This window comes from Faunimonas sp. B44 (genome assembly GCF_052655945.1).
The window spans coordinates 164,748-187,422 of the sequence record NZ_JBQYEX010000006.1; the positions used below are offsets into that span (position 1 = coordinate 164,748).

At 69.2% G+C, this 22,675-nt stretch carries 19 protein-coding genes and 2 pseudogenes; 6 read left to right on the top strand and 15 right to left on the bottom strand.

The features are described from left to right. Positions 1 to 2: 2 nt before the first annotated feature. The 10 genes from gloA to ACUN0C_RS13225 form a co-directional block, all read right to left on the bottom strand. On the bottom strand, positions 3 to 530 hold the full coding sequence (gene gloA, locus ACUN0C_RS13180) for a lactoylglutathione lyase (RefSeq protein ID WP_445466840.1): 528 nt from the start codon (positions 528 to 530) through the stop codon (positions 3 to 5). 11 nt (positions 531 to 541) lie between these two features. Then, positions 542 to 868, bottom strand: coding sequence for a c-type cytochrome (locus ACUN0C_RS13185; RefSeq protein WP_445466841.1), 327 nt, complete (start codon positions 866 to 868; stop codon positions 542 to 544). Then, complete coding sequence (locus tag ACUN0C_RS13190; RefSeq protein WP_445466842.1) at positions 865 to 2,277, bottom strand: multicopper oxidase family protein; 1,413 nt, start codon at positions 2,275 to 2,277, stop codon at positions 865 to 867. The genes ACUN0C_RS13185 and ACUN0C_RS13190 overlap by 4 nt, the downstream gene beginning before the upstream one ends. Further along, positions 2,277 to 2,810 (bottom strand): hypothetical protein, encoded by a 534-nt coding sequence (locus ACUN0C_RS13195; protein ID WP_445466843.1) that lies wholly within the window; start codon positions 2,808 to 2,810, stop codon positions 2,277 to 2,279. Before ACUN0C_RS13195 ends, ACUN0C_RS13190 begins: the two co-directional genes overlap by 1 nt. Further along, positions 2,807 to 3,349 (bottom strand): methylamine dehydrogenase (amicyanin) small subunit, encoded by a 543-nt coding sequence (gene mauA, locus ACUN0C_RS13200; RefSeq protein WP_445466844.1) that lies wholly within the window; start codon positions 3,347 to 3,349, stop codon positions 2,807 to 2,809. The genes ACUN0C_RS13195 and mauA overlap by 4 nt, the downstream gene beginning before the upstream one ends. 19 nt (positions 3,350 to 3,368) lie before the next feature. Next, entirely contained in the window at positions 3,369 to 4,004 is a 636-nt protein-coding gene (gene mauD, locus ACUN0C_RS13205) for a methylamine dehydrogenase accessory protein MauD (RefSeq protein WP_445466845.1), read from the bottom strand. Positions 4,005 to 4,016: 12 nt separating this feature from the next. Next, positions 4,017 to 4,577: a MauE/DoxX family redox-associated membrane protein gene (locus ACUN0C_RS13210; RefSeq protein WP_445466846.1), complete on the bottom strand. Its 561-nt coding sequence runs from the start codon at positions 4,575 to 4,577 to the stop codon at positions 4,017 to 4,019. A gap of 1 nt (position 4,578) precedes the next feature. Continuing rightward, entirely contained in the window at positions 4,579 to 5,883 is a 1,305-nt protein-coding gene (locus tag ACUN0C_RS13215; protein WP_445466847.1) for an amine dehydrogenase large subunit, read from the bottom strand. Positions 5,884 to 6,022: 139 nt separating this feature from the next. Then, a complete protein-coding gene (locus ACUN0C_RS13220) occupies positions 6,023 to 6,304 on the bottom strand; it encodes a ribbon-helix-helix domain-containing protein (RefSeq protein WP_445466848.1) in 282 nt (93 codons plus the stop codon). 165 nt (positions 6,305 to 6,469) lie between these two features. Beyond that, positions 6,470 to 7,261, bottom strand: coding sequence for a hypothetical protein (locus ACUN0C_RS13225; protein ID WP_445466849.1), 792 nt, complete (start codon positions 7,259 to 7,261; stop codon positions 6,470 to 6,472). Between the two features lie 630 nt (positions 7,262 to 7,891). Here ACUN0C_RS13225 and ACUN0C_RS13230 point away from each other — a divergent pair. Continuing rightward, positions 7,892 to 8,026 (top strand): annotated as a pseudogene (locus ACUN0C_RS13230) (alcohol dehydrogenase catalytic domain-containing protein); the annotation flags it as partial. 127 nt (positions 8,027 to 8,153) lie between these two features. On the opposite strand, the gene ACUN0C_RS13235 reads toward ACUN0C_RS13230, so the two are convergent. Beyond that, complete coding sequence (locus tag ACUN0C_RS13235) at positions 8,154 to 8,849, bottom strand: proteasome protein (protein ID WP_445466850.1); 696 nt, start codon at positions 8,847 to 8,849, stop codon at positions 8,154 to 8,156. A gap of 138 nt (positions 8,850 to 8,987) precedes the next feature. Between ACUN0C_RS13235 and ACUN0C_RS13240 the strand changes: the two are divergent. Next, positions 8,988 to 9,095 (top strand): annotated as a pseudogene (locus ACUN0C_RS13240) (IS630 family transposase); the annotation flags it as partial. A 174-nt stretch (positions 9,096 to 9,269) separates the two neighbouring features. Then, positions 9,270 to 10,253: a zinc-dependent alcohol dehydrogenase family protein gene (locus tag ACUN0C_RS13245; RefSeq protein WP_445466851.1), complete on the top strand. Its 984-nt coding sequence runs from the start codon at positions 9,270 to 9,272 to the stop codon at positions 10,251 to 10,253. A gap of 9 nt (positions 10,254 to 10,262) precedes the next feature. On the opposite strand, the gene ACUN0C_RS13250 is transcribed toward ACUN0C_RS13245, so the two are convergent. Genes ACUN0C_RS13250 through ACUN0C_RS13260 form a run of 3 tightly spaced genes read right to left on the bottom strand, consistent with a single transcriptional unit; the run spans position 10,263 to position 14,570 of the window. Then, a complete protein-coding gene (locus ACUN0C_RS13250) occupies positions 10,263 to 11,477 on the bottom strand; it encodes an efflux RND transporter periplasmic adaptor subunit (protein WP_445466852.1) in 1,215 nt (404 codons plus the stop codon). Between the two features lie 4 nt (positions 11,478 to 11,481). Continuing rightward, complete coding sequence (locus ACUN0C_RS13255) at positions 11,482 to 13,845, bottom strand: ABC transporter permease (RefSeq protein ID WP_445466861.1); 2,364 nt, start codon at positions 13,843 to 13,845, stop codon at positions 11,482 to 11,484. 2 nt (positions 13,846 to 13,847) lie between these two features. Then, positions 13,848 to 14,570, bottom strand: a complete 723-nt coding sequence (locus tag ACUN0C_RS13260) for an ABC transporter ATP-binding protein (protein WP_445466853.1) — start codon at positions 14,568 to 14,570, stop codon at positions 13,848 to 13,850. Positions 14,571 to 14,696: 126 nt separating this feature from the next. Between ACUN0C_RS13260 and ade the strand changes: the two genes are divergently transcribed. The 3 genes from ade to ACUN0C_RS13275 all read left to right on the top strand — a co-directional run bounded on the left by ade (position 14,697) and on the right by ACUN0C_RS13275 (position 21,366). Then, positions 14,697 to 16,400 (top strand): adenine deaminase, encoded by a 1,704-nt coding sequence (ade, locus tag ACUN0C_RS13265; protein WP_445466854.1) that lies wholly within the window; start codon positions 14,697 to 14,699, stop codon positions 16,398 to 16,400. 264 nt (positions 16,401 to 16,664) lie between these two features. Further along, positions 16,665 to 18,812: a two-component system response regulator gene (locus ACUN0C_RS13270; protein ID WP_445466855.1), complete on the top strand. Its 2,148-nt coding sequence runs from the start codon at positions 16,665 to 16,667 to the stop codon at positions 18,810 to 18,812. A 7-nt stretch (positions 18,813 to 18,819) separates the two neighbouring features. Continuing rightward, positions 18,820 to 21,366: an ATP-binding protein gene (locus ACUN0C_RS13275; protein ID WP_445466856.1), complete on the top strand. Its 2,547-nt coding sequence runs from the start codon at positions 18,820 to 18,822 to the stop codon at positions 21,364 to 21,366. A gap of 24 nt (positions 21,367 to 21,390) precedes the next feature. On the opposite strand, the gene ACUN0C_RS13280 is transcribed toward ACUN0C_RS13275, so the two are convergent. Then, positions 21,391 to 22,386, bottom strand: coding sequence for a crotonase/enoyl-CoA hydratase family protein (locus ACUN0C_RS13280; protein WP_445466857.1), 996 nt, complete (start codon positions 22,384 to 22,386; stop codon positions 21,391 to 21,393). Positions 22,387 to 22,675 lie beyond the last annotated feature (289 nt).

Sequence of the window (22,675 nt, forward strand, 5' to 3'; positions counted from 1 at the left end):
GCTCAGCCGCCGGTCGCCTTCGCGATCACGCCGTCCATCAGGTCCGGCTGCACGATCTCGATCCAGTAGCCGTCGGGATCCTTGATGAAGGCGATCTCCTTCATGCCGCCCGCGCCGAGCCGTTTCTGGAAGGTCACGCCAAGTTCGTCGAAGCGCCGGCACGCGGCCTCGATGTCCGGCACCGCGATGCAGATATGGCCGTAGCCCTTCGGCTCCTCGTTGCCCGAATGCGGGCGGAAGGCCGTATCGTCCTCGCTGCCCCAATTGTAGGTGAGTTCGAGGAGCCCGGGTCGCGCGAAGGTCTGCGCGGTGTCCGCCGCCGGCTCGCCGTTGCCGCGCGCCTGCAGGAAAAAGAGCGAGAACTTCCACTCCGGGAAATCGATCGTCCTGGCGAGCCGCATGCCGAGGATCCGGGTGTAGAAGTCGAGCGACTTCTCCCGGTCCTTGATGCGGATCATGGTGTGGGTGAGGACGTAATCGTGCGTCGCGGCGTCCGGCACCTCGCACACGCCCGGGATCGGCTCGGCCATCGGAGTGCTCCTTATTTCTTGCCCATCGCGCTGAAATAGGCGGCGACGTCCTGCGCGTCCTGGTCGCTCAGGAGCTTCGCCATCGGGATCATCAGGGCGGCGTTGCCGCCGGTCCGCTTGCCCTCCTGGTAGGCCTTGATGGCGAGCACGATGTACTGCGCGTTCTGGCCGGCGAGGTTCGGGAAGTTCGGCATGGTCGCGATGCCGTTGCTGCCGTGGCAGGTCACGCAGGGCGCGGCGAGCTTCTCGCCGCGGGCGGCGTCGCCGGCCGCGTTGGCCGGGCCGGCGGCGAGCGCCGCGCAGGCGAGCGCGCCGGCGAAGAGGGTTGAACGTCTCATCGGGTCACCTCCAGGACGGCCATCATGCCTTTGGCCGCGTGTTCGACGATATGGCAATGGAAGACGGAGCGGCCCCACTCGCCGGAGAAGTCGATGCCGATCTCCGCCGTCTCCCCGGGGCCGAGGCTGATCGTGTCGCGCCACGGCTCGCCGGCGACGGCCGCGCCGTTGCGCGCGAGAAGCCGGAACGGCCAGGTGTGCAGGTGGAACGGGTGGTCCATCGTGTCGACGTTGCGGATCTCCCAGATCTCGCGCGTGCCGAAGCGCGGGCGGAACATCGGCGCGTCGTGGTGGCCGTGCATCGGCCGGCCGTTGATGTAGAAGAAGGAGAGGTCGACGCGGCGGCGCTCTGCGATGTCGCTTCGGTCGAAGGCCGGCCGGCTCGTCAGGCGCGCCGGCAGCGGGTCGGGCTTCGCGCGGCCGCCGCCGGGCGGCACCACCCGCATGAGCGGGGCGGTGGCGCGTGGGCGCCCGCCCCGCCTCGGCACCGGCACGTCGAGGAGCGTGAGCGCTTCCCCGCCGTCGAGGTCGAGCACGACGTCGAGCCGTTCGGCGGGGGCGAGCGTCACCGCGCGCGCCGGCTGCGGCGCCTCGAGCGTGTGGCCGTCCTCGGCGATGATCGTGAGCGCGCGCCCGTCCTCGGCCGCGATCCGCCAGAAGCGGGCGTTGCTGGCATTGACGAGGCGGAGCCGCAGCCGGCGCTCGCGGGCCCGCAGCACCGGACGCAGCGCGCCGTTCACGAGCGGCAGGTCGCCTTCGAGCCCCATCAGCCAGTCGAGCGGCCGGTGGAGCGCGACCTCGCGCCCCGCGAACCGGAAGTCCTTCAGCACGATCACGCGCTCGTCGTGCGGGCCGAGCAGGGGCCCCGGATCGTTCGGCCCGTCAACGACGATCGGCCCGGCGAGCCCGCTGAACTGCTGGCTCGCCTGCAGGCCGTGCAGGTGCGGATGGTACCAGAAGAGGCCGCCATTGAGCGGGTCGCCCTTGAGCGGGATGCGGTAGGCGGCGGTCGCGCCCGGGGCGACGTGGCGGAACGGGTTGTCGGCGTCCCCGCGCGGGCTGACCGCGAGGCCGTGCGTGTGGAGGTTGGTCGGCTCGGCGAGCCGGTTCTCGAAGGCGATCGCGAGCGTCTCGTCGTGGCGGAGCCGGATGAGCGGGCCGGGAAAGCGGCCGCCATAGCCGAGGATCGTGACCGGCAGCCCGGCCATCTCCGTCTCGACCCGCTCGACCGGCAGCCGCCCGCTCGCCACGCCGTCGCGCCGCTCGAGCGGCAGATCGGGGATGTCGGGGAGGTCCAGGCCCGACGCGGGCTGCGCCTGTGCCGCGCGCGCGCGGGCGCCCCCGGGGAATCCGGCGAGTAGGGCGCCGGCCAGCACCGTGCGCCGGCTCATCTCGATCGGGCGGGGCATCAGTACCTGCGGTCGGTGCCGAAGGCGAGCGCGGCGCGATCCGCGACGATGCCGGCCGCGACCAGCGCGTCGACCACCGCCGCCCGTTCCCTGCCGACATCGTTGACCGGGTCGCGGCGGAGGCTTCCGACCTCTTGGGCGCCGTAGGGCACGAAGCCGGCCGGCAGTTCGGACGCGCTGTAGGTGCGCAGCGCCCAGTTCAGCACGCCGGCGAGCCGCTCGTCAGAGAGATGGGCGAAGGCGACGCCCGGTACGCGCGCGAGATAGGCGCGCCCCTCCGGCACGTGGACGAAACGGCCGATGCGGTCCTTCAGGCTCGGCACCTCGTCGACCGAGACCCCGTGATGGCCGTGGCAGCCCTGACAGTGGCGCGAGAAGTCCTCCGCGGCGCCGGTCACCGGCCGCACGAGCAGGCCCTGCTCGCGCGCCAGCCGGTCCGGCACGGGCATGCCCTCCGCCGCCGCGGCGGCGAAGGCGGCGCCGCAGCCGAGGAGGAGGGCGAGCCCCGCCAGGCCCCGCGCGCGCCGGCTCATGCCGGTCCGATGATCGCCGCGCTCGAGCAGTGATAGACCATGCTGGAGGCGCCGAAGCACCAGATGATGTCGTTGTTGAGCTGCGGCCGGTAGACCGGCATCTCGCCCTCCAGGCCGAGGCAGGCGCACTTGGCGCAGGAATCCTTGCCGCAGCAGTCGCGATAGGCGATCAGGTAGGTCTTGTTGTCGTCGGGGTTGATGCAGCTGCCGACCCAGGAGGTCGGCGAGGGCGTGGACCCCGGCGGGCAGGTCGCCGGCCCGCCGCCGCAGCAGGAGCAGAGATAGCCGTCGCTCGCGCAATAGCGCCAGTAATTGCAGGCCGTCGGGTCGTCGGTCTGCGCCTCGCGCGCGAAGATCTCGCCCGGCGTGGTGGGCGTCACGCCCTGCGCGTGCGCCTTGCGGCTCATCGGCAGCGCCGGGACCAGCGCCGTCGCCACCAGCGACGAGCCGACCTTGGCGAGGAAGCTCCGCCGCGACAGGGAGGAAGCGGCCCTGCGGCTCAGCCGTTCGCCGATTCTGTCGATGCCCTTGCCGATCATCATCGTTCTCCCTCGACCTTCACGCGGCGCTGAGCGGGGCGGGTTCGGCCGCGTCGTCACGCACGAAACCGCGCGCCCTGAGATAATCCTGGATGGAGCCGTAGCCGGTCTCCTGCGCGATCGCGAGGCTCTCCAGGTGCTCCCGGCTGTTGACCAGGCCCTTGGCGCGGATCACGCCGTCGGCGTCGATCAGGATCGCGTAGGGCAGCTTGCCGACCTGGAACGCCATGCCGACCTGCGGCGCGTTCACGTAGGTCTCGCCTTCCAGCCCGTGCTCGCGGATCATGCGGCGCTGCTCCTCCAGGTCGCCGTCGCCGACCAGCACCACTTCGAGCCGCTCGCCGCGCGAGAAGGACTTCGCGATCGGCAGCAGCTTCTTGCAGATCGGGCAGCTCGGCGAGACGAAGAGCAGCAGCCGGCCCTTGGCGTGCGCGGCCGGCCGGCCGATCTGCACCGCCCGCCCGGCGATGTCGTTGACGGTCAGGCTCGGCGCGAGGTCGCCGACCTCCGGCCCCTTGTCGGTCACGAGCGCGCCCATCGGCGAGATCCGCTCATGCAGGATGCCGACCTGCCGGACGAGCGCGAAGATCACGACGCCCATCCCGACGATCGTCAGCCAGAGCAGGATCTGGGAAACGACGAGGGCCTCCACCATTCCGTTCTCTCCTCAGCGCCGTTCGCCGGCAAGGCTGCGGGCATAGTTCTCGTCGAAGGTCGGCGGCCGCGGCAGGAACGCGCCGCCGATCGCCAGATACACCAGGAAGAGCGCGCCGACCGCGAACGGGACCTGCGCGAGATCGACGAGCCCGAGCGCCCGGCCGGTCGGCGGGGCGAGGAGCGCGATCGCGAAGAGCGCCAGGACGGCGTTCCGCCCGACCAGCCACCAGGACAGCACCTGCCGGTGCGCGGAGCGGAAGCAGCCGCAATCGATCTCCGTCCGGCCTCGGCGGATGTTGACGCCGATCGCGACCACGAAGGTTACGAGCAGCGCGATTGCGCCGAGCGCGCCCGTCGGCCGGGTCGCCGGAACGACGAGGAGGAGCGCCACCAGCGCCTCCGCGGGCGGCAGCGCCAGCGCGAAGGGCCGCACTAGGGCCTCCGGCAGGATCCGGTAGTTGCCGACCACGCCCTCGAATTCCTCGCGCGCGGCGAGCTTGCTCCACGCGCCCGCCGCGAAGACGAGCGCGAGCAGCAGCGCCGCGACGAGCTGGAGGAGCGGGTCGACCATCTCAGTTGCCTTCCAGCATCAGGATGAAGGGCGAATCGCCGATCTCCTCGATGTGCGAGCGCGCCTCGCCGCTGGCGAGGTCGTAGACGACGACGGAGGCCGCTTCCGAGAGCGCGGCGAGGATCGGCTGGTCGTCGCGCGAGACGGCGATGCTCATCGCCTCCTCCTCGAGCTCGATCTTGCGCGACACCTCCTTGGCCGCCACGTCGAGCTCCCAGACCTGCTCGCCCGCCGCCTTGTGCGTCCAGTCCTCGCCCTCGTGCATGATGACGTAGAGCTTGCCGGTCGCGGCGTGGAAGGACATCAGCTGCCAGCCGCCCGGCCGCCAGCCCTCGGTCCGCTCCTCCGCGCTCACGAAGTCCCAGGGTTCCGAGAAGACCGGCTCGTCGCCCGAAAGATCCGCCGAATAGTGGCGCCCCGAATAGGACACCATGTGCAGCACCTTGTTCTCGCGGTCGAAGCCGACATGCTCGAAGACCGGGTCGTTCTCGGCATCGAAGAAGGGGTCGCTGCGCTTGATGTCGGCCGTGAGGCTCTCGTCGAAGGTGGCGGTGAGCAGCGAGCCGTCGGCGCACAGCGAGGCGAAGGCGCGCTCGCCGGTCGGGAAGACCAGCGCGCAGCCCGGGATCTCGATCTCGCCCTTGTAGGCGTTCTCCTGCAGGTCGACCACCGAGATCGCGGTGAGCGGCGCCATGTTGAAGGAATAGAAGTAGCGGCCGTCGGGCGAGACGTCGGCGCCGTGGCGCTTGGTGACGACGAGGAAGCGCCCGCGCGGCAGGATCACCTCGCCGGTCGGCGAGAGCGTCCGCGGGTCGTAGGTGGTGACGACGTCGGCGCGCTCCCCGCGCGCCCCGCGCGACCAGAAGGTCTCGGCGACGTAGAGCGAGCCGTGGTCCGGCGAAAGCGCCATGTTCGGCACGTAGCCGGTGTTCATCATGCCGAGCAGCTTGCCGTCGTCGCCGTCGTAGACCCAGACCTTGCTGGCGATGAGGTGCGGGAAGACCGGGTCGAGCACGTAGAGCCGGTGCGGGTCGGGCGCGTCGAGCGTGACCGTCGTGTGCTCCTCGGCGACCTCGAGCTGGGCCTCGGGGTGGAGCGTGCCCTGGTCGGCGCCGGTCTGGCCGGTCGCGTCCTGGGTGATCGGCGCGCCCTGCGCCCCTTGCACACCGGCGCCGCCTGCCGGCGCCCCTTGCGTGGCGGCGGGGGGTTCCGCGCCGCCCGCGGCCGGCTGCTGCGCATGCGCCGCGAAGGGGGCGAGGAGGGCCGCGATCGCCGTGCCGGTCACCAACAGGTTGCTTGTGCGCATGAGGTCCTCCCAGGCTAAAGACCGGCGCGGCGCCGTCCGCTGTCCGATGCCGCCGGGCATGATAGGAACAAAGCCGGAGGAGCGGGTAACAGCATGTTGTGACGTGCCGCTCCTTGCGCGGCGGCTCCCCGCGGCGCCGCTACGCTGCCTCCGTCTTCTCCTGTCCCATGGTCACGTAGACGAGGCAGGAGCAGCGCAGCAGCGAGGCGAAGTTCTCCGGGTCGCCCTGCACCTGGCAGGCCTCGTCGTGGAGCGCGGTCAGGAATGCGGCGAGCGTCATGCCCTGCGAGCGGGACAGGTCCTCGAGCACCGACCAGAACTTGTTCTCGAGCTGGATGGAGCGGACCACGCCGCCGATCCTGACCGAGCGCGTGCGCTTGCGGAAATCCTCATAGGGCTGGCCAGAGAAGATCTTGCACATGGACGCCGCACCTGCCGACCGCCCCGGCATGATCGTCTGCCGGTCCGGGAGGTGTCAATCCGCTGCTGAGGGGAGGGGGGAGGGGAAGCAACCGCTTGCGTGGCTGTCTGGCCCGACGCGGCCCGAACCTTGGCGGCTCCAACCGAATGCTCCAGCTACCACCGCTCAGCGGTTCGCTCTCGGGATGCTTGGTTCATTGATGCAGGAATCAAGACGTGCCGCACCTCCCCATGCGTCAAATGCGGCAGCGGCATGGGCTTTCACGCGTTCTGGCGTGTACGGTGGCAATGTCCGCTCACCCCCGAAGAAGATCCACAAGACATCCTGCCCTTCGACGTGGCCTGAATAGATGTTCGCGCGGGTCGCGGTGGCTTCGGGCAACCCTTTCACCGCTCGTCCAAGCGCGAAACTTCCCTCGCCGATGCGAGGGCCGGCATCGCCGACGATGAATGGGACAGCGCGGCGCGTGGTGCGGTGTATTGCGACGCCATAGGTGCCCATAGTGATGCCAAGCTGACGCATCTGCTGGGTGTCCCGGATGACCGCGGCCGGCACGCGCTCCGCGTCGACGTACCGTCGCTGATCTTCCTTGCGAGGATGGTTCTGGGCGTCCTGCAGGGCCGTTGGTGAGACATAGTAACCGGACCCGTCGGACTGCTCGACCGGCTGGACCTGGCTGACCTGCCTTGGACCCCGCGGGCCGGGGATCGTCGCCCCTCCGGTGCCGAGGACGCCGAACCAATGGATGGCGCCGATGGAGGGGTCCTTCCAGCCAGCTGCCCGAATTCTGGCGTAGTCACTCCGGAACCGGCCGCAAGCCTCATTGCTTGCAGAGGCATTGTAATCGGCCTGACCCGCCGGATACGGCCTTCCACCGTTGCACAGGGCAATGAGACCGCCTCCAGCGACGTCGTCGCGATGGTAGGCCCGTGCCATTCCATCGACGTTGACGGCCATCCGCGCCCAAGTGGCCAGACTGCCGTCACTCAGCCGAAATGCGTCCTGGCCAGCGACATTGGATCCGTAAACGAGGCGCACAGGCGATCCGGCACAGGTGCCAGGGGCAGCCTCTGCACGTGATCCTTCTCCGGTCGTTCCAGGGGTGGCTGGCCGTGCAGCGCTGGCGGGCAAGGCCGCGCCCGGTGCCGCGTCCACGACCGCTGCAGCTTGGTCGGATGTACCGACGACGGTTGCTTCCGGGGCGCGCGGGACACATGCAGCGACCGAGGTTGCAAGGATTACTAGCAACACCTGCCTCTTTGAGTTCCTAGGCATGACTCCTGTCCTCGATAGTGCAAGGTGTTTCGAATAAAATAATTATGAACCTGTTATACTTACGCGTATTCCGAGCTCGTCGGAGTCTCCAAGGCCGGTGTCTCGGCACAGACAGTTTGTAACCAAAGCAACGACCACCAACGCCCTGGCGTCGTTGGCCTCTAAGGTCTTTGAAAATGGGAGCATAAGATAATCTCAGATGTCGAGATAGTGCCAAGATACTGCATAAGGGTAATTATTCTCATCGATTTGGGATGTGAGATGAAAGGCCATCGCTTTGCCTTGGCAGACAACATGCGGGGCGGCTCTCCGGACCTTCACGTCGTCGACGGCGAGCTCGCCGACCCCAAGCTGCCGCTCGTGCCCGGCCACGAGATCGTCGGCACGGTCGGGGCGCCCGGCCCCGGCGTGGCCGCCTTCGCGCTCGACGAGCGGCAGAGCGCACCGTCGGGGCCCTCTGCCGCCATCGGACGCATCGCCGACGGCTTCTCCCCAGCCGAGTGCGCCAACGACTTCAGTGCCTGCGGTTACGATCCAGACTGGTAGGATTCCGCTCTAGCGCTCGCAGATCTCTTCATTCGAATATGTCAGCAATTGCGGCCTGTTCGGCCGCCTCCCATCGACGCACGTCCTTGCTCACCTGCTCAATGTCTTTCTCGCTGAGGTGGTGCGCCCCATCCTTGTCGATACGACACAGGCTGAATGGTCGACCGACGCTCGGAGAGGTGAGGTCAAGCGTTTGCAAGACCCGCAGGACGACCGCGCAACCGAAGCGCAGGGACCTTGTGGTCAAGTGAAAGTGGGACAGAAGCGAGCCGGCCTGCTGAGCCATGGCCGCGCCGCTGCCGATCGCATGGAACCCGATATCGGCGTAGTGCCCGATCATGCCAGACGGCGTTATCTCTATGATCCACGGCGCGCCGTCTCGCCATCCTGCAGCCATCACGTAGGCCGAAGGCGTCCCGCCGCCTTCGGCGCCCGGTACGTCAGGGATGAACGTGTCGTAGTGATGATGCAGGATTGGGAGGACCTGTTCCTGCAACGCGCGTCCGATGTCGGGTGCCTCCAGAATGGCCGCGCTGTTCTCGCTGAAACACCGTTCGACGTCGAAGAGCACCGACCGCGCACCACTGCCGCCCCAGGCGGCCGACGCGCCCAAGGGGTGCAGCTTCTCGGCGGGATATGACATGCCGCGCCCCTTGTCCGTGATCTGCGAGTCGGAGCCGACCACGACCCCATCTTTGCACACGGTGGCAAGCACGACGGTCATGGATCGATCCTCTCCGGCCCCGTATCCGGGACGTTCCTGTCGAATGCGTACTAGCGCAGCTCGGTTCATGCCTTGAAGATCAATACCGTGCGACCTGACGCTCGAATCGACGACACGGGGCACTTCCATATCCGGAACAGCCGGCCGGACGTCCTGAGACACCGGCAGGAATGGTTCGACGGCCAGATCGATCTCGATCCCGAGCGGCTGGTGTTCATCGACGAGACCTGGGCGCGTCGCAGCCTGAAGTAGGCTGGCGCATCGGCGCTTCATTCTCCGCCGCCCGGCGTCGAATGATCGGCATGCGCCGTGGAGTGTCTCAGCGCGGTCTGATGGTCTTGTTGCATCTGACCGGGTGAGGAAGTGCATGAACGCCGCCAAGGTCCACCGCCCGCAGAACTCCATGCTACCCTCCGCCCCATGAGAGCCATGGTGCTGGAGGCGCCCGGAGCGCCGTTGGTCTTGCGGGATCTGCCCGTGCCGGAGCCCGGGCCGGGCCAGATCCTGGTTCGGGTCGCGGCCTGCGGCGTCTGCCGCACCGATCTCCACGTCGTCGACGGCGAGTTGCCCGGCCCGAAGCTGCCGCTCGTGCCCGGGCACGAGATCGTCGGCACGGTCGCCGCGCTCGGCCCGGGCGTTTCCGGATTCACGCCCGGCGAGCGGGTCGGCGTGCCCTGGCTCGGCTGGACCTGCGGCGCCTGCCGCTACTGCCTGTCCGGCCAGGAGAACCTCTGCGACGCGGCCCGCTTCACCGGCTACACCCTGGACGGCGGCTATGCGGAGTACACGATCGCCGACGCCCGCTTCGCGTTCCGGCTGCCTGCCGCCTATGCCGACGTCGAGGCGGCCCCGCTCCTCTGCGCCGGCCTGATCGGCCACCGCGCCCACCTCATGGCGGGGGAGGCGGAGCGGATCGGCATCTACGGCTTCGGCGCCGCCGCCCACATCATGGCGCAAATGGCGCGCCATCTCGGCCAGGAGGTCTACGCCTTCGTCCGGCCGGGCGACCAGGCGGCGCGGGACTTCGCGCTCGCGCTCGGGGCGGCCTGGGCGGGGGATTCGGACGCGCCCGCGCCGGCCGAACTCGACGCGGCGGTGATCTTCGCCCCGGTCGGGGCGCTCGTGCCGGCGGCGCTCCGGGCGGTGCGCAAGGGCGGCACGGTCGTCTGCGCCGGCATCCACATGAGCGACGTGCCGGGCTTCCCCTATGCGATCCTCTGGGGCGAGCGCGTGGTGCGCTCGGTCGCGAACCTCACCCGCGCCGACGCCGACTCGTTCCTCGCCCTCGCGCCGGAGGTGCCGGTCCGCACCCATGTCGAGGTGCTGCCGCTCGAGGATGCCAGCCGCGCGCTCGGCCGCCTGCGCGCGGGCGCGCTCACCGGCGCCGCCGTGCTCGTCCCGTGAGCGAAGCGGCTAGGTCCCGCCGGCGGCCGTCCGCTCCTCCAGGCCGATCCCGTCCTCGATGCGGTCGCTCGGATGCAGGACGATTACATCGTCGACGGCGAGTCCGCCGGTGACTTCGGCGTGGCGCGCGTCGCGGTGGCCGATCGTCACCCGCGTCAGCGCCGCCTTGCCATTGACGACGCGGAAAACCGCCCAGTCTGTCCCCTGCCGGAAGAGTGCGGCGAGCGGCACGCGGAGCACGTCGCCGCGCCACAGCACGATGCGCACATAGACCCGGAACGCGTGGCCGAGCCGCCGGCGCTCGGCCGCCGGGCCGACGAGATCGAGCACCGTGTTCACCCGCTGCTCCTCGATGCCGAGCGCGGAGACCTTGGTGAAGGCGGCCGGATCGACCCGGCGGACGCGCGCGCCGAGCACGGTCCCCCCGCCCCAGCTCTCCACCCGCGCCTCCGCGCCCGGCCGCACGCGCACCGCGTCGCTGGACAGGAGGTCGACAACGATTTCAAGATCCTGCGGGTCGCCGACCTCCGCGATCGGCGTCCCCGCCGCGACCACCTGCGCGCTCTCCGCCGCCACCTTCAGCACCACCCCGTCGACCGGCGCGCGGATCAGCACGCAGCACGATCCGGCGCCCGCGTTGCCGGACTGGTCGGGCTGGATCAGGCGGGCCTCGGCGCTCGCGAGCTCGCTGCGGCGGAGCTCGAGATTGGCTTCCGCCTGCCGCACCTGCGCCCGGGCGGCCTCCGAATCCATCACCGCCTTCTCGAGGGCGCGGGCCGAACTCGTCCCCGTCCGCGCCAGGCGCTCGGTGCGGGCGAGGTCGGACTCCATGAGCCGCGCCTCCGCCTCGGCCCGCGCAATCTCCGCCTGCGCCAGCTCCACCGCGGCGCGCGCAGCGTTCACGGCGGCCTCCAGTTCCCGGCGCGAGCGGAGGTCGAGGAAGGCGGGCTGCATCGGCCTGAGTTCGGCGACCACCGTCACGTCGCGCTTTACCGTATCGCCGACCTTGAGGGGAAATCGGTCGAGATATCCCGAGAGCGGCGCCGAGACGACGTAGACGTCGCGGATGCGCGCGACGCCCTCCTCGTCCACGCTCACCTCGATCCGCCCCTCCTCGATCCTCGCCGTGTCGACCGGCACGGGCGCGGGCATGAGTGCATAGATCGCCCCGCCCACGATCGTCGCGATGACCAGCAGAAGGACGGCGCGCCGCAGCCAGACCATCATCTCAATCCCGCGTCTTCAACACTTCGACGAGATCGAACCGGTCGATCCGGCGGCGGACGATGAGCGCCGAAAGCAGCGCGGCGCCGACGACGACAAGGCTCGCCGTCACCATCGTCCCGGGCTCCACGACGAGGGGAACCCGGAAGAGGTCGCTCGCCAGCCCCTCGATCACGGCGACGGAGAACAGGTAGCCTATCCCCCAGCCGAGCGGCTGCGCGAGGGCGACCACCATGGCGAGCTCGGTCAGGAGCACGCGCGACACCTCGGCGCGCGTGAAGCCGAGGACACGCAGCGTGGCGAGTTCCCGGGCGCGCTCGGAAAGCTGGATACGTGCGGAATTGTACACCACGCCGAAGGCGATGATGACGGCGAGGGCGACATAGACCGTCGTCATGATCGTCATGTTCTCCTGCATGGTCTCCTCGAAGCGCTGGCGGGACATCGAGAGGAGCGCCACCGCGCTCACGGCCGGCGTCGTCTTGACCGCGTCGTAGAGCGCGCCGATCGCGTTCTCGTCCACGGAGAGGTGCACGCCCGAAATGCGCGGCCCGATGCCGGCGAGCCGGTCGAGCGCATCAAGGTCCATGTACACCATGAGGCCGATATAGCTCTGGATGATCTCGGTGACGGGCACCGTCACCGTCCGGCGGCTCGCCTCCAGCAGCTCGACCTCCACGAGGTCGCCCCGCTGCACGTCGAGCAGGCTTGCGACGCGCTCGCTGAGCGCCAGCCCCGTCTCCGGCAGCGTGACGGGGAGAAGATCGAAATCGAGCACGCGGCTCAGATCCGCCCCGGGAGGCTTGCCCGTAATGCCGAGGCGCCGCTCGCGGTGTCCGTTCCGCACGATCACCGCAACTTGACGGAAGGGCTCGGCGCGCAGCACCCCGGGCAGTCCCATGACGGCGGGCAGGACCCCCGGCGGCCGATCGGACGAGAAGTACAGCGCAGCGTCCTGGCGCTCCGACTGGAAGAACATGACGTCGAGCATGAACTCGACGGAATCGAAGCTGAACAGCGCGACAACGAGCAGGGCGACGGCGAGCGAAGTCCCCAGCATGCTCATCAGCGCCCGCACGGGCCAGCGCATCATGTGGCGCAGCCCCATCACGGTGAGCTCGGAAAATAGCCGGATTCGTGACAGCGCGCCGCCAAGGAACTGCCTGTAGACGGGCGGCGCCGGCGCATTCATCGCGACCGCCGGCGCGAGCGCAAGCGTGGAGTACACGGCCCGTGCGGCCCCCGCCACGGCCGCCGCGATCGAGGTCCCCGCCGCGATCAGGTAGATGTCGGCGTCCCAGCGGAAGAGCAGGAAGGGAAAGCTGTAGAATTGCGAGTAGAGTTCGGTCAGGCCGCGACCGAGCCAGGTGCCGGCGACGAAGCCGATCGCGACGCCTCCGACCGCGATCAGGATGACAAGCTTCAGATAGTGCCACGCCACGGCGAAACTGCCGTAGCCGAGCGCCTTCAGCAGTCCGATCTGCTCGCGCTCCAGCGCGACGAGCCGGGACAGGATCATGTTGATGAGGAACGCGGATACGAGCAGGAACACGGGCGGGATGATCTTCGCCATGCCGGAGAGCTGCGTCAGCTCGCCGTCCAGGAAGGCGTTCGACAACTGGTCCTTTCGGGCGTAGGCGCCGGTCCCGCCATAGGGCGCGAGAAGGTCGTCCACGGCATCGATCACCGCCGCCTCGCGCGCGCCGCGCAGGAGGCGCAGGCTGACGTCGTTGAAGGCGCCGTCGAGATCGAAGAGCGGCGCGAGCACCGGCTCCGCCATCCAGAGCACGCCGAAGCGTCGGTCGTCCGGCATCATGTCCCCGGGCCCGAGCGCATAGACGAATTCCGGCGACAGCGCGATTCCGACCACGGTGATCGTCGCCTTCGAGCCGTTGAGGATGGCCTGGAAGGTGGAACCTGGGACGAAGCCGTGCGAATCGGCGAAGTTCTCGTTGACCACCGCCTCGACGCCGCGCCCCTCTTCCGGCAGCCGGCCGCTCCTGAGGAAGAGCGCGTTGACGGCCGGCTCGCGGCCCTCGGGCAGCGAGATCGCGAAACCCGTCGCCGGCTCGCGCATGCCGGGCACGTCGAGGAGCACCGCCCGCCTCACCCTCGTTTCCACTGCGGCGACGTCGGGGATGGCCCGGAGCGCCTCCGCGGTCGATCTCGGGGCGCGCGTGGCGGACGCGAAGACGTCGCCGAAGCGGTAGCGCTCGTAATAGGCGGTACGGGTCTCCTCCAGCGAGCGGTAGGCCCCGACCGCCAGGATGAGCGTCGCCACCCCGCAGGCGAGCACGAGGGCGACCGCGAGCGCCTGCGCCCACAGGCGCTTCAGATCGCGCAGAAGCTTGAGGTCGAGCGCCTTCATCGTCACCACGCCACGTCGGCGGGACGGGCCCGCTCGGGGTTCTCGTGCATCTCGACGATGCGCCCGTCCGAGAAGGTGAACACGCGGTGCGCGATGCGGCGGATCTCGGCATTGTGGGTGATGATCGCCGTGCTGGTCCCGAACGATTCGTTGACGGTGGAGAGCGCTTCCAGCACGCGCACCCCGGTACGCGAATCGAGCGCCCCGGTCGGCTCGTCGCAGAGGAGCACATCGGGCCGCTTTGCGATGGCGCGCGCGATCGCGACCCGCTGCTGCTCGCCGCCGGAGAGCTGCGCGGGGAAATGCCCGACCCTGTCCCCGAGCCCGACGATCTCGAGGGCCTCCTCCGGCTTCATCGGGTCGCGGGCCACCTCGGTGACGAGGGCGACATTCTCCTTGGCAGTGAGGCTCGGGACGAGGTTGTAGAACTGGAAGACGAAGCCGACGTGATCGCGCCGGTAGGCCGTCAGCTGCCGCTCGGAAAAGCGCGTCAGCTCCTCGTGGCGGAACCGGACCGACCCGGAGCTCGCGGAATCGAGGCCGCCGATGATGTTGAGGAGCGTCGATTTCCCGCTTCCCGACGGGCCGAGCAGCACCGCCATCTCGCCTTCGTAGAGCACGGCGTCGACACCCCGCAGCGCCTCCACGACGACGTCTCCCGTCCGGTAGACCTTGGTCACCTTCTCGATGGTGAAGACCGGCTCCGGCAATGTGGCGCTCCGCATGTCCAAGGCCGTCCGGGTACAAGCCGAACAAAGCAGGGGCCTTGATGCGGATCAACCCTTGCCTGTGCCCGGCCGGCTCTGGCCATATTCGGACGAGGCACAGGTCCGGCACATGGGGCACGCGCGATGAACGACCCGGAATTCCTCGTACGCGCCATTTCCGCTGGCGCCGCGCGCGAGCCCGCCGACCTGGTCCTGAAGGGCGTCCGCGTCCTCGACGTGATCACGGGCGCGATCGAGGCGATGGACGTCGCGATCGTCGGCGACCGCATCGTCGGCACCCACGCAACCTATGAGGGCCGGGAGACGCTGGACGGGGGCGGGCTCTTCTGCGTCCCGGGCTTCATCGACACGCACCTCCACGTCGAATCCTCGCTGGTCACGCCCTTCGAGTTCGAACGCTGCGTGCTGCCGCACGGCGTCACCACGGCCATCTGCGACCCGCACGAGATCGCGAATGTCCTCGGCTCCGCAGGGATCCGGTATTTCCTGGATTGCGCCGAACGCATGGTGATGGACCTGCGGGTCCAGCTCTCCTCCTGCGTCCCGGCGACCCGGTTCGAAACCTCGGGCGCCGAACTGGCGGCGGACGATCTCGTCGACCTGCGCGGCCATCCGAAGGTGATCGGGCTGGCGGAGTTCATGAACTTCCCCGGCGTGATCCACTGCGATCCGGGCGCGATCGCGAAGCTCTCGGCCTTCGGCGGCGGCCACATCGACGGCCACGCGCCGCTCCTCGGCGGCACCGCGCTCAACGCCTATCTCGCCGCCGGCATCCGCACCGAGCACGAGGCGACGAGCGCGGCAGAAGCCCGTGAAAAGCTCGCCAAGGGCATGACGATCCTCATTCGGGAGGGATCGGTGTCGAAGGATCTCCATGCCCTTGCGGAGGTGCTCGATGCCGACACCGCTTCCGTGATGACGCTCTGCACGGACGACCGGAACCCGCTCGACATCGCGGAGCAGGGCCACCTCGACTACATGATCCGCGAGCTGATCCGGCTCGGGCGGCCGCGGCATCTCGTCTACCGCGCCGCCTCGTGGTCGGCCGCCATGGCCTTCGGCCTGCGGGACCGCGGCCGGATTGCGCCCGGATGGCGGGCCGACCTCGTGCTGGTCGAAGACCTTGATGGCTGCCGTGTGCACGGCGTGATCGCCGGCGGGCGGATCGTCGCGGACGCCCTGTTCGAGAGCCGAAGCCCGGTGGCACCCGTCGGCCTCGACAGCATGAAGGCGGCCGAGGTCGCCGCTGCCGACTTCCGCATCCCGGCGCGGTCGGGCGCGACACCCGTCATCGGGGTGGTGCCCGGCCGCATCATCACCGAGCGGCTCGAGATGCGCCTGCCGGAGCGCGACGGCGCGGCCCTGGCCGATCCCGCCCAAGACGCCGTCAAGGTGGCGGTGGTGGCGCGCCACGGCCTCAACCGCAACATCGGGCGCGGCTTCGTCCACGGTTTCGGCCTGAAGCTCGGAGCGATCGCCTCCTCCGTCGGCCACGACAGCCACAACATCACGGTGGTCGGGGTGGACGATTCCGACATGGCGGCGGCCGTGAACCGGATCCGCACGTTGAAGGGGGGCTTCGTGGTGGTGGAGGCGGGCTCGGTCACCGCGGAACTCGCGCTGCCGATCGCCGGCCTGATGAGCCCGGCGCCCTTCGAGGCCGTCCACGATGCCCTCCTTGATCTCAGGCGCGCGGCCCGGAACCTCGGCTGCACGCTCCCCGAGCCCTTCCTTCAGGTCGCCTTCCTGCCGCTCCCCGTAATTCCGCATCTCAAGGTGACCGACCTCGGCCTGTTCGACGTCGACAGGTTCGAGCTGGTCGGCTGAAGCCGTCGCCGCATGGCCCAGGGCCACCGGCGGGCCTCCCGACCCCGAAGGTGCCCCGCAACCGGGAGTTAAGCCTTCCTTCACGGCGGGATGTTACGCCTTCTCCACCATGATGCTCCATTTCCTTTGTCGGGCGTCCCGCGCGCAAGGCAATTTTCACGGTTTCGGCCCCATCTCCGGGAGGAGTTGCAGCAGGCTTCATCCGGGCTCTGTGGCTTTCGGCTGCATCCGAACGATGCGTGCCTAAGGGAGGCAAGCGGGTAGATGGCGCTCATTGTCATCCTCGACGATCGGGCCACCAACCGGCAGATCTTCAGCAGGCTCGCCTCGACCATCGAGCCGAACGTCTCCGTCGAAAGCTTCGAAGACCCGCTGGTTGCGCTGGCGTGGATGGCGGGCAACGTCCCGGACCTCGTCATCACCGACTACAAGATGCCGAACATCGACGGGGCCGAGTTCACGCGCCGGTTCCGCGACATGCCGCAATGCGCCGACGTGCCGGTCATCGTGCTCACCGTCTACGAGGAGCGCAGCTTCCGGCACCAGGCGCTGGAGGCCGGCGCGACGGACTTCCTGCAGAGCCCCGTCGACCACAACGAGTTCGTCACGCGCGCCCGCAATCTGCTGAAGCTCAGGAAGCAGCAACTGCTCCTGGCCGATCGGGCCTCGAACCTGGAACGTGCCCTCATCGACAGCGAGAAGTCGCGCGCCGAGGAACTGCGCAACAGCAGCGAGCGGCTCGCCCAGGTGATCGACACGGTTCCCGCGATGATCAGTGCGGTGGACCGCGACGGCCGCTGCATCTTCGAGAATGCCTGGCACGTTGCGGTTCAGGGCAGTGCCCCGGAAGCCGGGAGCGTCGCCGAAGCCGCCTCTCCCAACCGTATTCAGCGCCTGCAGTGCCATCGCAAGCTCGACGCCCAGGTCTTCAAGACCGGGCGGGCGCTGCCGAGCTTCGAGGAGGAGGTGATCGACCGCGACGGCAATCGCCGGCATTTCCTGACGACAAAATCGCCGTTGCGGGACGCCAGTGACGTTGTCTCGGGCGTCCTCACCACCGCGCTCGAGATCACGGAGCGGAAGAATGCCGAGGCCCATCTCGTCCATCTCGTCCATCACGATCCGCTGACGGATCTCCCGAACCGGGTCCTTCTGACGGAGCGGCTCGGTCGCGAGCTTCGCGATGCGCGCACGTCGGACGGCACGGTCGCACTCCACCTCCTGGATCTCGACGGCTTCAAGAGCGTGAACGACGTGCTCGGGCACAGCCGGGGCGATCTCCTGCTGAAGATCGTCGCCGAACGGCTGAGCGGGGTCGCCGGCGAGGGCGATCTGGTCGCACGCCTGGGCGGCGACGAGTTCGCGGTCCTGCAGACCGGACCCGATGCGCGCGAGCGCATCGAGGAAATGGCGAAGCGGATCTCCGATGCCGTCGCCAGGCCCGCAATGATCGACGGCCACGAACTCGACGCCAGCATCAGCATTGGCACTACGGTCTTCCCCGATGACGGCGACACCGCCGAGGAGCTCCTGAAGACGGCCGATCTCGCGATGTACCGGGCCAAGGCGGCGGGCGGCGCGTCGCAGCGCTTCTTCACGCCGGACATGCGGACCGAGGCGCGCAACGCCATTCTTCTCGACGCCGAATTGCGGCGGGCGATCGACCAGGACCAGTTCGTCCTCTACTACCAGCCCCAGGTCCACGTCGCGACCGGCCAGATCGTGGGCGCCGAGGCGCTCCTGCGCTGGGACAGGCCGGGTCAGGGTATCGTCCAGCCCGGCAGCTTCCTCGGCCGCGCCGAGGAAAACGGCATGATCGTGCCGATCAACGAATGGGTGCTGCGGGCCGCCTGCCAAGAGGCCCAGCGCTGGCGGCGGCTTGGCCTGCCGGCGCTGCGCGTGGCGGTGAACATGTCGCCGCTGCAGTTCCGGCGCCAGAACGTCTGCGAGCAGGTCGCCGCCGCCCTGCGCGAGACCGGGCTCGACCCGCGCCGGCTGGAGCTGGAGCTCACAGAGAACATCGTGATGGAGAACGTCGATTCCGTCGTGAACGACCTCGGCAGCCTGCAGAAGATGGGCGTGCAGTTCTCCCTCGACGATTTCGGAACGGGCTATTCCTCCTTCAAGTACGTGAAGAACTTCCCGATCGACCGGCTCAAGATCGACCAGTACTTCATCCGCGCGATGAGCGAGAACGGACGCGACCTGGCGATCGTCCGGGCGATCATAAGCATGGCGAGGACGCTCGGGTTCGCCGTCACGGCGGAGGGTGTCGAAACCTACGAGCAGATGCAGCTCCTTGCGGCGGAGAACTGCGACGAGGTGCAGGGCTATTTCTTCAGCCGCCCGCTCCCGGCCGACGAGTTCGTCGCTCTCGTCCGGTCGCAGTCGCGCCTGGCGCACACGGCCTGAGGGAAGAATGAGCGCCGGAGCCGTCGTATCGTCCGGAATGCGGTCCCCCCTGTCCTGGCTGCGCGCGCGCCTGCGGGGGCGCCCGGACAGCGAGCACGAGATGATGATCAATCGTCTCGTCATCAGCACGCTGATCCTGACCTATCTCTCCACCAAAATCGTCTTCGGCGAGGCCGGTGCGGTCGAGCCGCTCGTGATCGGGGCGAGCTACGCCGGATTCTCGCTCGCGATGTGCACGCACCTTCTGCTGAGGCCCGGCGTCTGCGTGCCGCGGCGCTATCTCGGCATGCTGGGCGATCTCGGGTTGCTCTCCTACGGCATGCATGCGGGCGGCGAGATCACCGCCGTGCTCTACCCGATCTACCTCTGGACCATATTCGGGAACGGCTTCCGGTTCGGCATTCCCTACCTGCTCGCCTCCGCCGCGATCGCGCTGGCCGGGTTCGGCCTCGTCATCCTGACCACGGATTACTGGTTCAGCCATGGCGGGCTTTCGCTGGGGCTCCTCTTCGGCCTCGTCATCCTGCCGCTCTACTGCGCCACGCTGATCCGCAAGCTGGAGCGCGCGCGCGCCGCCGCCGAACAGGCGAGCCGGGCCAAGAGCATGTTCCTCGCGAGCGTCAGCCATGAGCTGCGCACGCCGCTCAATGCCATCATCGGCATGAGCGAACTGCTCGGGGCGACGGATCTCGACGAGGAGCAGGCCGACATGGCCCGCACCGTGCGCACCTCGGGAGCCTCCCTGCTCGCCCTCATCAACGATCTCCTCGACTTCTCGCGGCTCGAGGCCGGCAAGATGCCGAGCGAGGTCGTCGAGTTCGACCTCTACGGGGCGCTCGATGACGTCCGGGCGATGGTTGCGGCGCAGGCGGCAGCGAAGGATCTGCATCTCGCCGTCCACATCTCGCCGCGGGCACCGCAGGTGGTGCGCGGCGACGTGCGGCATCTCAAGGAGATCCTGCTCAACCTCGCCGGGAATGCCGTGAAGTTCACCGAATCGGGCGGCGTCGTCCTCGCCGTCGATGCCGTGCCGTCGGCCGGGGACCTGACGCAGCTGCGCTTCGAGGTCAGCGACACCGGCATCGGCATCGCGCCGGACGCGACCAAGCGGATCTTCGAGTCCTTCAGCCAGGCGGACGAGACGATCATCAACCGCTACGGCGGCACCGGGCTCGGCCTCGCCATCGCCAAGCAGCTCGTCGCCCTGATGGGCGGCGAGATCGGCGTCGACAGCCAACCGGGCGATGGCAGCACGTTCTGGTTCACGGCGGCGGTGGGGCGGGCGGCTGAGGCGGTCGCTCCGCTCCCGGCCGCCACCGCCGTGCTCGTGGTTGCCGCCGATCCGGCGCGGGCCGATGCGCTCGCCGCATCCCTGGGCGGACTCGGCATCCGGCCTGCGGTCGCGCATTCGGCGGACGAGGCGATCGCCGCGGCGGTACGCCTGGCCGACACCGGGCCGGGCAGGATCGCCGTCCTGCTCGACCCGAGCGGGCTCGCCGACGACGCGGCGGCGCTCGCCGCGATCATCGAGGCGCATGCCGGCGGGCGTGCCCGCACCATCCTGTCGGCCGGAGCGGCTGCGCCCGGGCTGCCGGATCTCCCGATCCGCCGCCAGTTCGTGACGACGCTCGACGAGGACGACCTCGCGGTCGGCCTTGCCGCAGCCCTCCGGATTGCCCTCGGGACGCAGGCCGGACGGGAGGCGGGCCACGCTTCGGCTCTCGACGGCCAGCCGCGCCGGCCCCTCCACATCCTGATTGCGGAGGACAACCGGACGAACCAGAAGGTGCTCTCGAAGATCCTGGAGCGCGCCGGCCACACGTCTACCATCGCGGAGAACGGTGAAGAGGCGCTCGACCTGCTGGCGGACCACGTCTTCGACGTCGTGCTGATGGACGTCAACATGCCGGTGCTGGACGGGATCGAGGCGACCAAGCTCTATCGCTTCGCCTCGATCGGGCGGCGCCGGGTGCCGGTGATCGCGCTCACAGCCGATGCCACGCCGGAGGCGCGCGAGCGTTGCCTAGAAGCGGGGATGGACGCCTGCGCGAGCAAGCCGATCGACCCGCGCGCTCTGCTCGCCCTCCTCGAGGCGACCGTTCCGGACGAGGCCGGCGCGGCGCCCGAACTGCCCGGCGACGACAAGGTCGTGACCGCGATCGCGAAGCATCCGCGCTTCAGGCCGAGCAGCCAACCGGCGCTGGACCACGTCGCCCTGGCGGATCTCGAGGCGCTCGGCGGCAAGGATTTCGTGGCCGAAGTCGTGCGGGAATTCGTCGACGACGCCGCGCGCGTCATCGCCGATCTGGAGCATGCCGCCCGGGTGGCCGACGTCCCCGCCTTCCGCGATCTCGCGCATGCCTTGCGAAGCGGTGCCGCCAATATTGGCGCGCAGGCGATCTACGAGCTCTGCCTGTCCTGGCGCGACATGCCGTATGACCGGCTCACGCGCGAAGGCCCGGCCTGCGTCGAGAAGCTGCGCGCCGAATTCGAGCGCGTGCGCACGAGCATCGAGGGCGCCGTGCCCGACATGCGTGTCCGCAAGCCCGGCTGAGCCGCGCCTCCGATCCGGCCGCCTCTATCCAGCCGCCTTCCGTTCGGCGTCGAGCGCCCGCCTCTTGTCCTGCGCCCCGGCCAGGCGCTCCATCTTGCGCAGGTCCACCTCCGTCAGCCGGAGCGCTGCATCGACCCAGATGTCGACGACGTCCGCCAGCTCCTCGTAGGGGAGCGGATTGACCCGCTTGCGGACCTGGTGGATGGCGCGTTCCGCGCTCTGGCGGCGCGGGTTGCGCGCCACGTATTCCCGCACCGCCGATTCGCCCTGCCCGTCGGCGACGACGAGGTCGACGAGCCCCATCTCGTGCAGTTCGTCTGCCGTGTAGATACGGCCGCTCATGATCATCTTGGTGGCGCGCGCCGCATCGAGCCGACGCGAGATGAAGCTGTAGGCGCCCATGCCCGGGAAGAGGTTGAAGAGGATCTCCGGCAGTCCGAAACGCGCGCCGCGTTCCGCCACGATCACGTCGCAGGACAGCGCCGCCTCGAAGCCGCCGCCGAGCGCGTCGCCCGCGACGAGCGCGATCGTCACCAGGGGCTGTCCGTAGGACACCGAGTTCTCGTACACGACGTCGATGCAGGCGCGCGCATAGGCCGACAGCGAGGTGCGGTCCTGCGCCCGGATCCGGCCGGCGAAGAGGTTGAGATCGCCGCCGAGGTTGAAGATGCCCGGCAGGCGCGATCCGACCACGAAGTAGCGCAGCGGCTCCGCGCCGCTCGCGGCCCGTTCGGCGCCGAGCTGGCGGACCGAGCGCTGCATGCGGGCAAGGTCCCGCAGCAGGCCGGGCGTGTAGCTCGGCGGGCCCGCCGGCCGCATCATGCACCAGAAGGTGCGCGTGCCCTCGTCGAAGGCGACGTCGAGCTCGTCGTAGCGATCGGGCGAGAACGGAACCTGGCGGATGGGGGCGCCGAGCCCGGCCCCTGGCGTACGGCGCCGCGCTGCCCGGGCGGCGCCCGGATCCCCTGCCGCCCCGGCCCAGACGAGCCCTGCCGGCCTGATCGCCTCCTCGTAGGACATGCCACTCTCCACGCCGCTCGACCCCGTTCCCGCTGCCCGGAGCCGTTAACTTCGCCTTCACTATAACTCGCGATCGAAGGTTGTGTTCGCTTGTCGAGGCCAGCTCGCGGGTTTTTGTTTACGCATGGTTAACTCTGGACGTCGCGAAACGCACCGGACCGTTGCGGAGGCGCGCGAAACGCGGCCGCGCGCTGCGTATCGATGGCTCAACGTGCTGGTGCGGCATACCGCCCGCCGTCCCGGCCATCTCGCTCCTTGACAGGTTTGTGACGGGTTCCCTATATGGCGT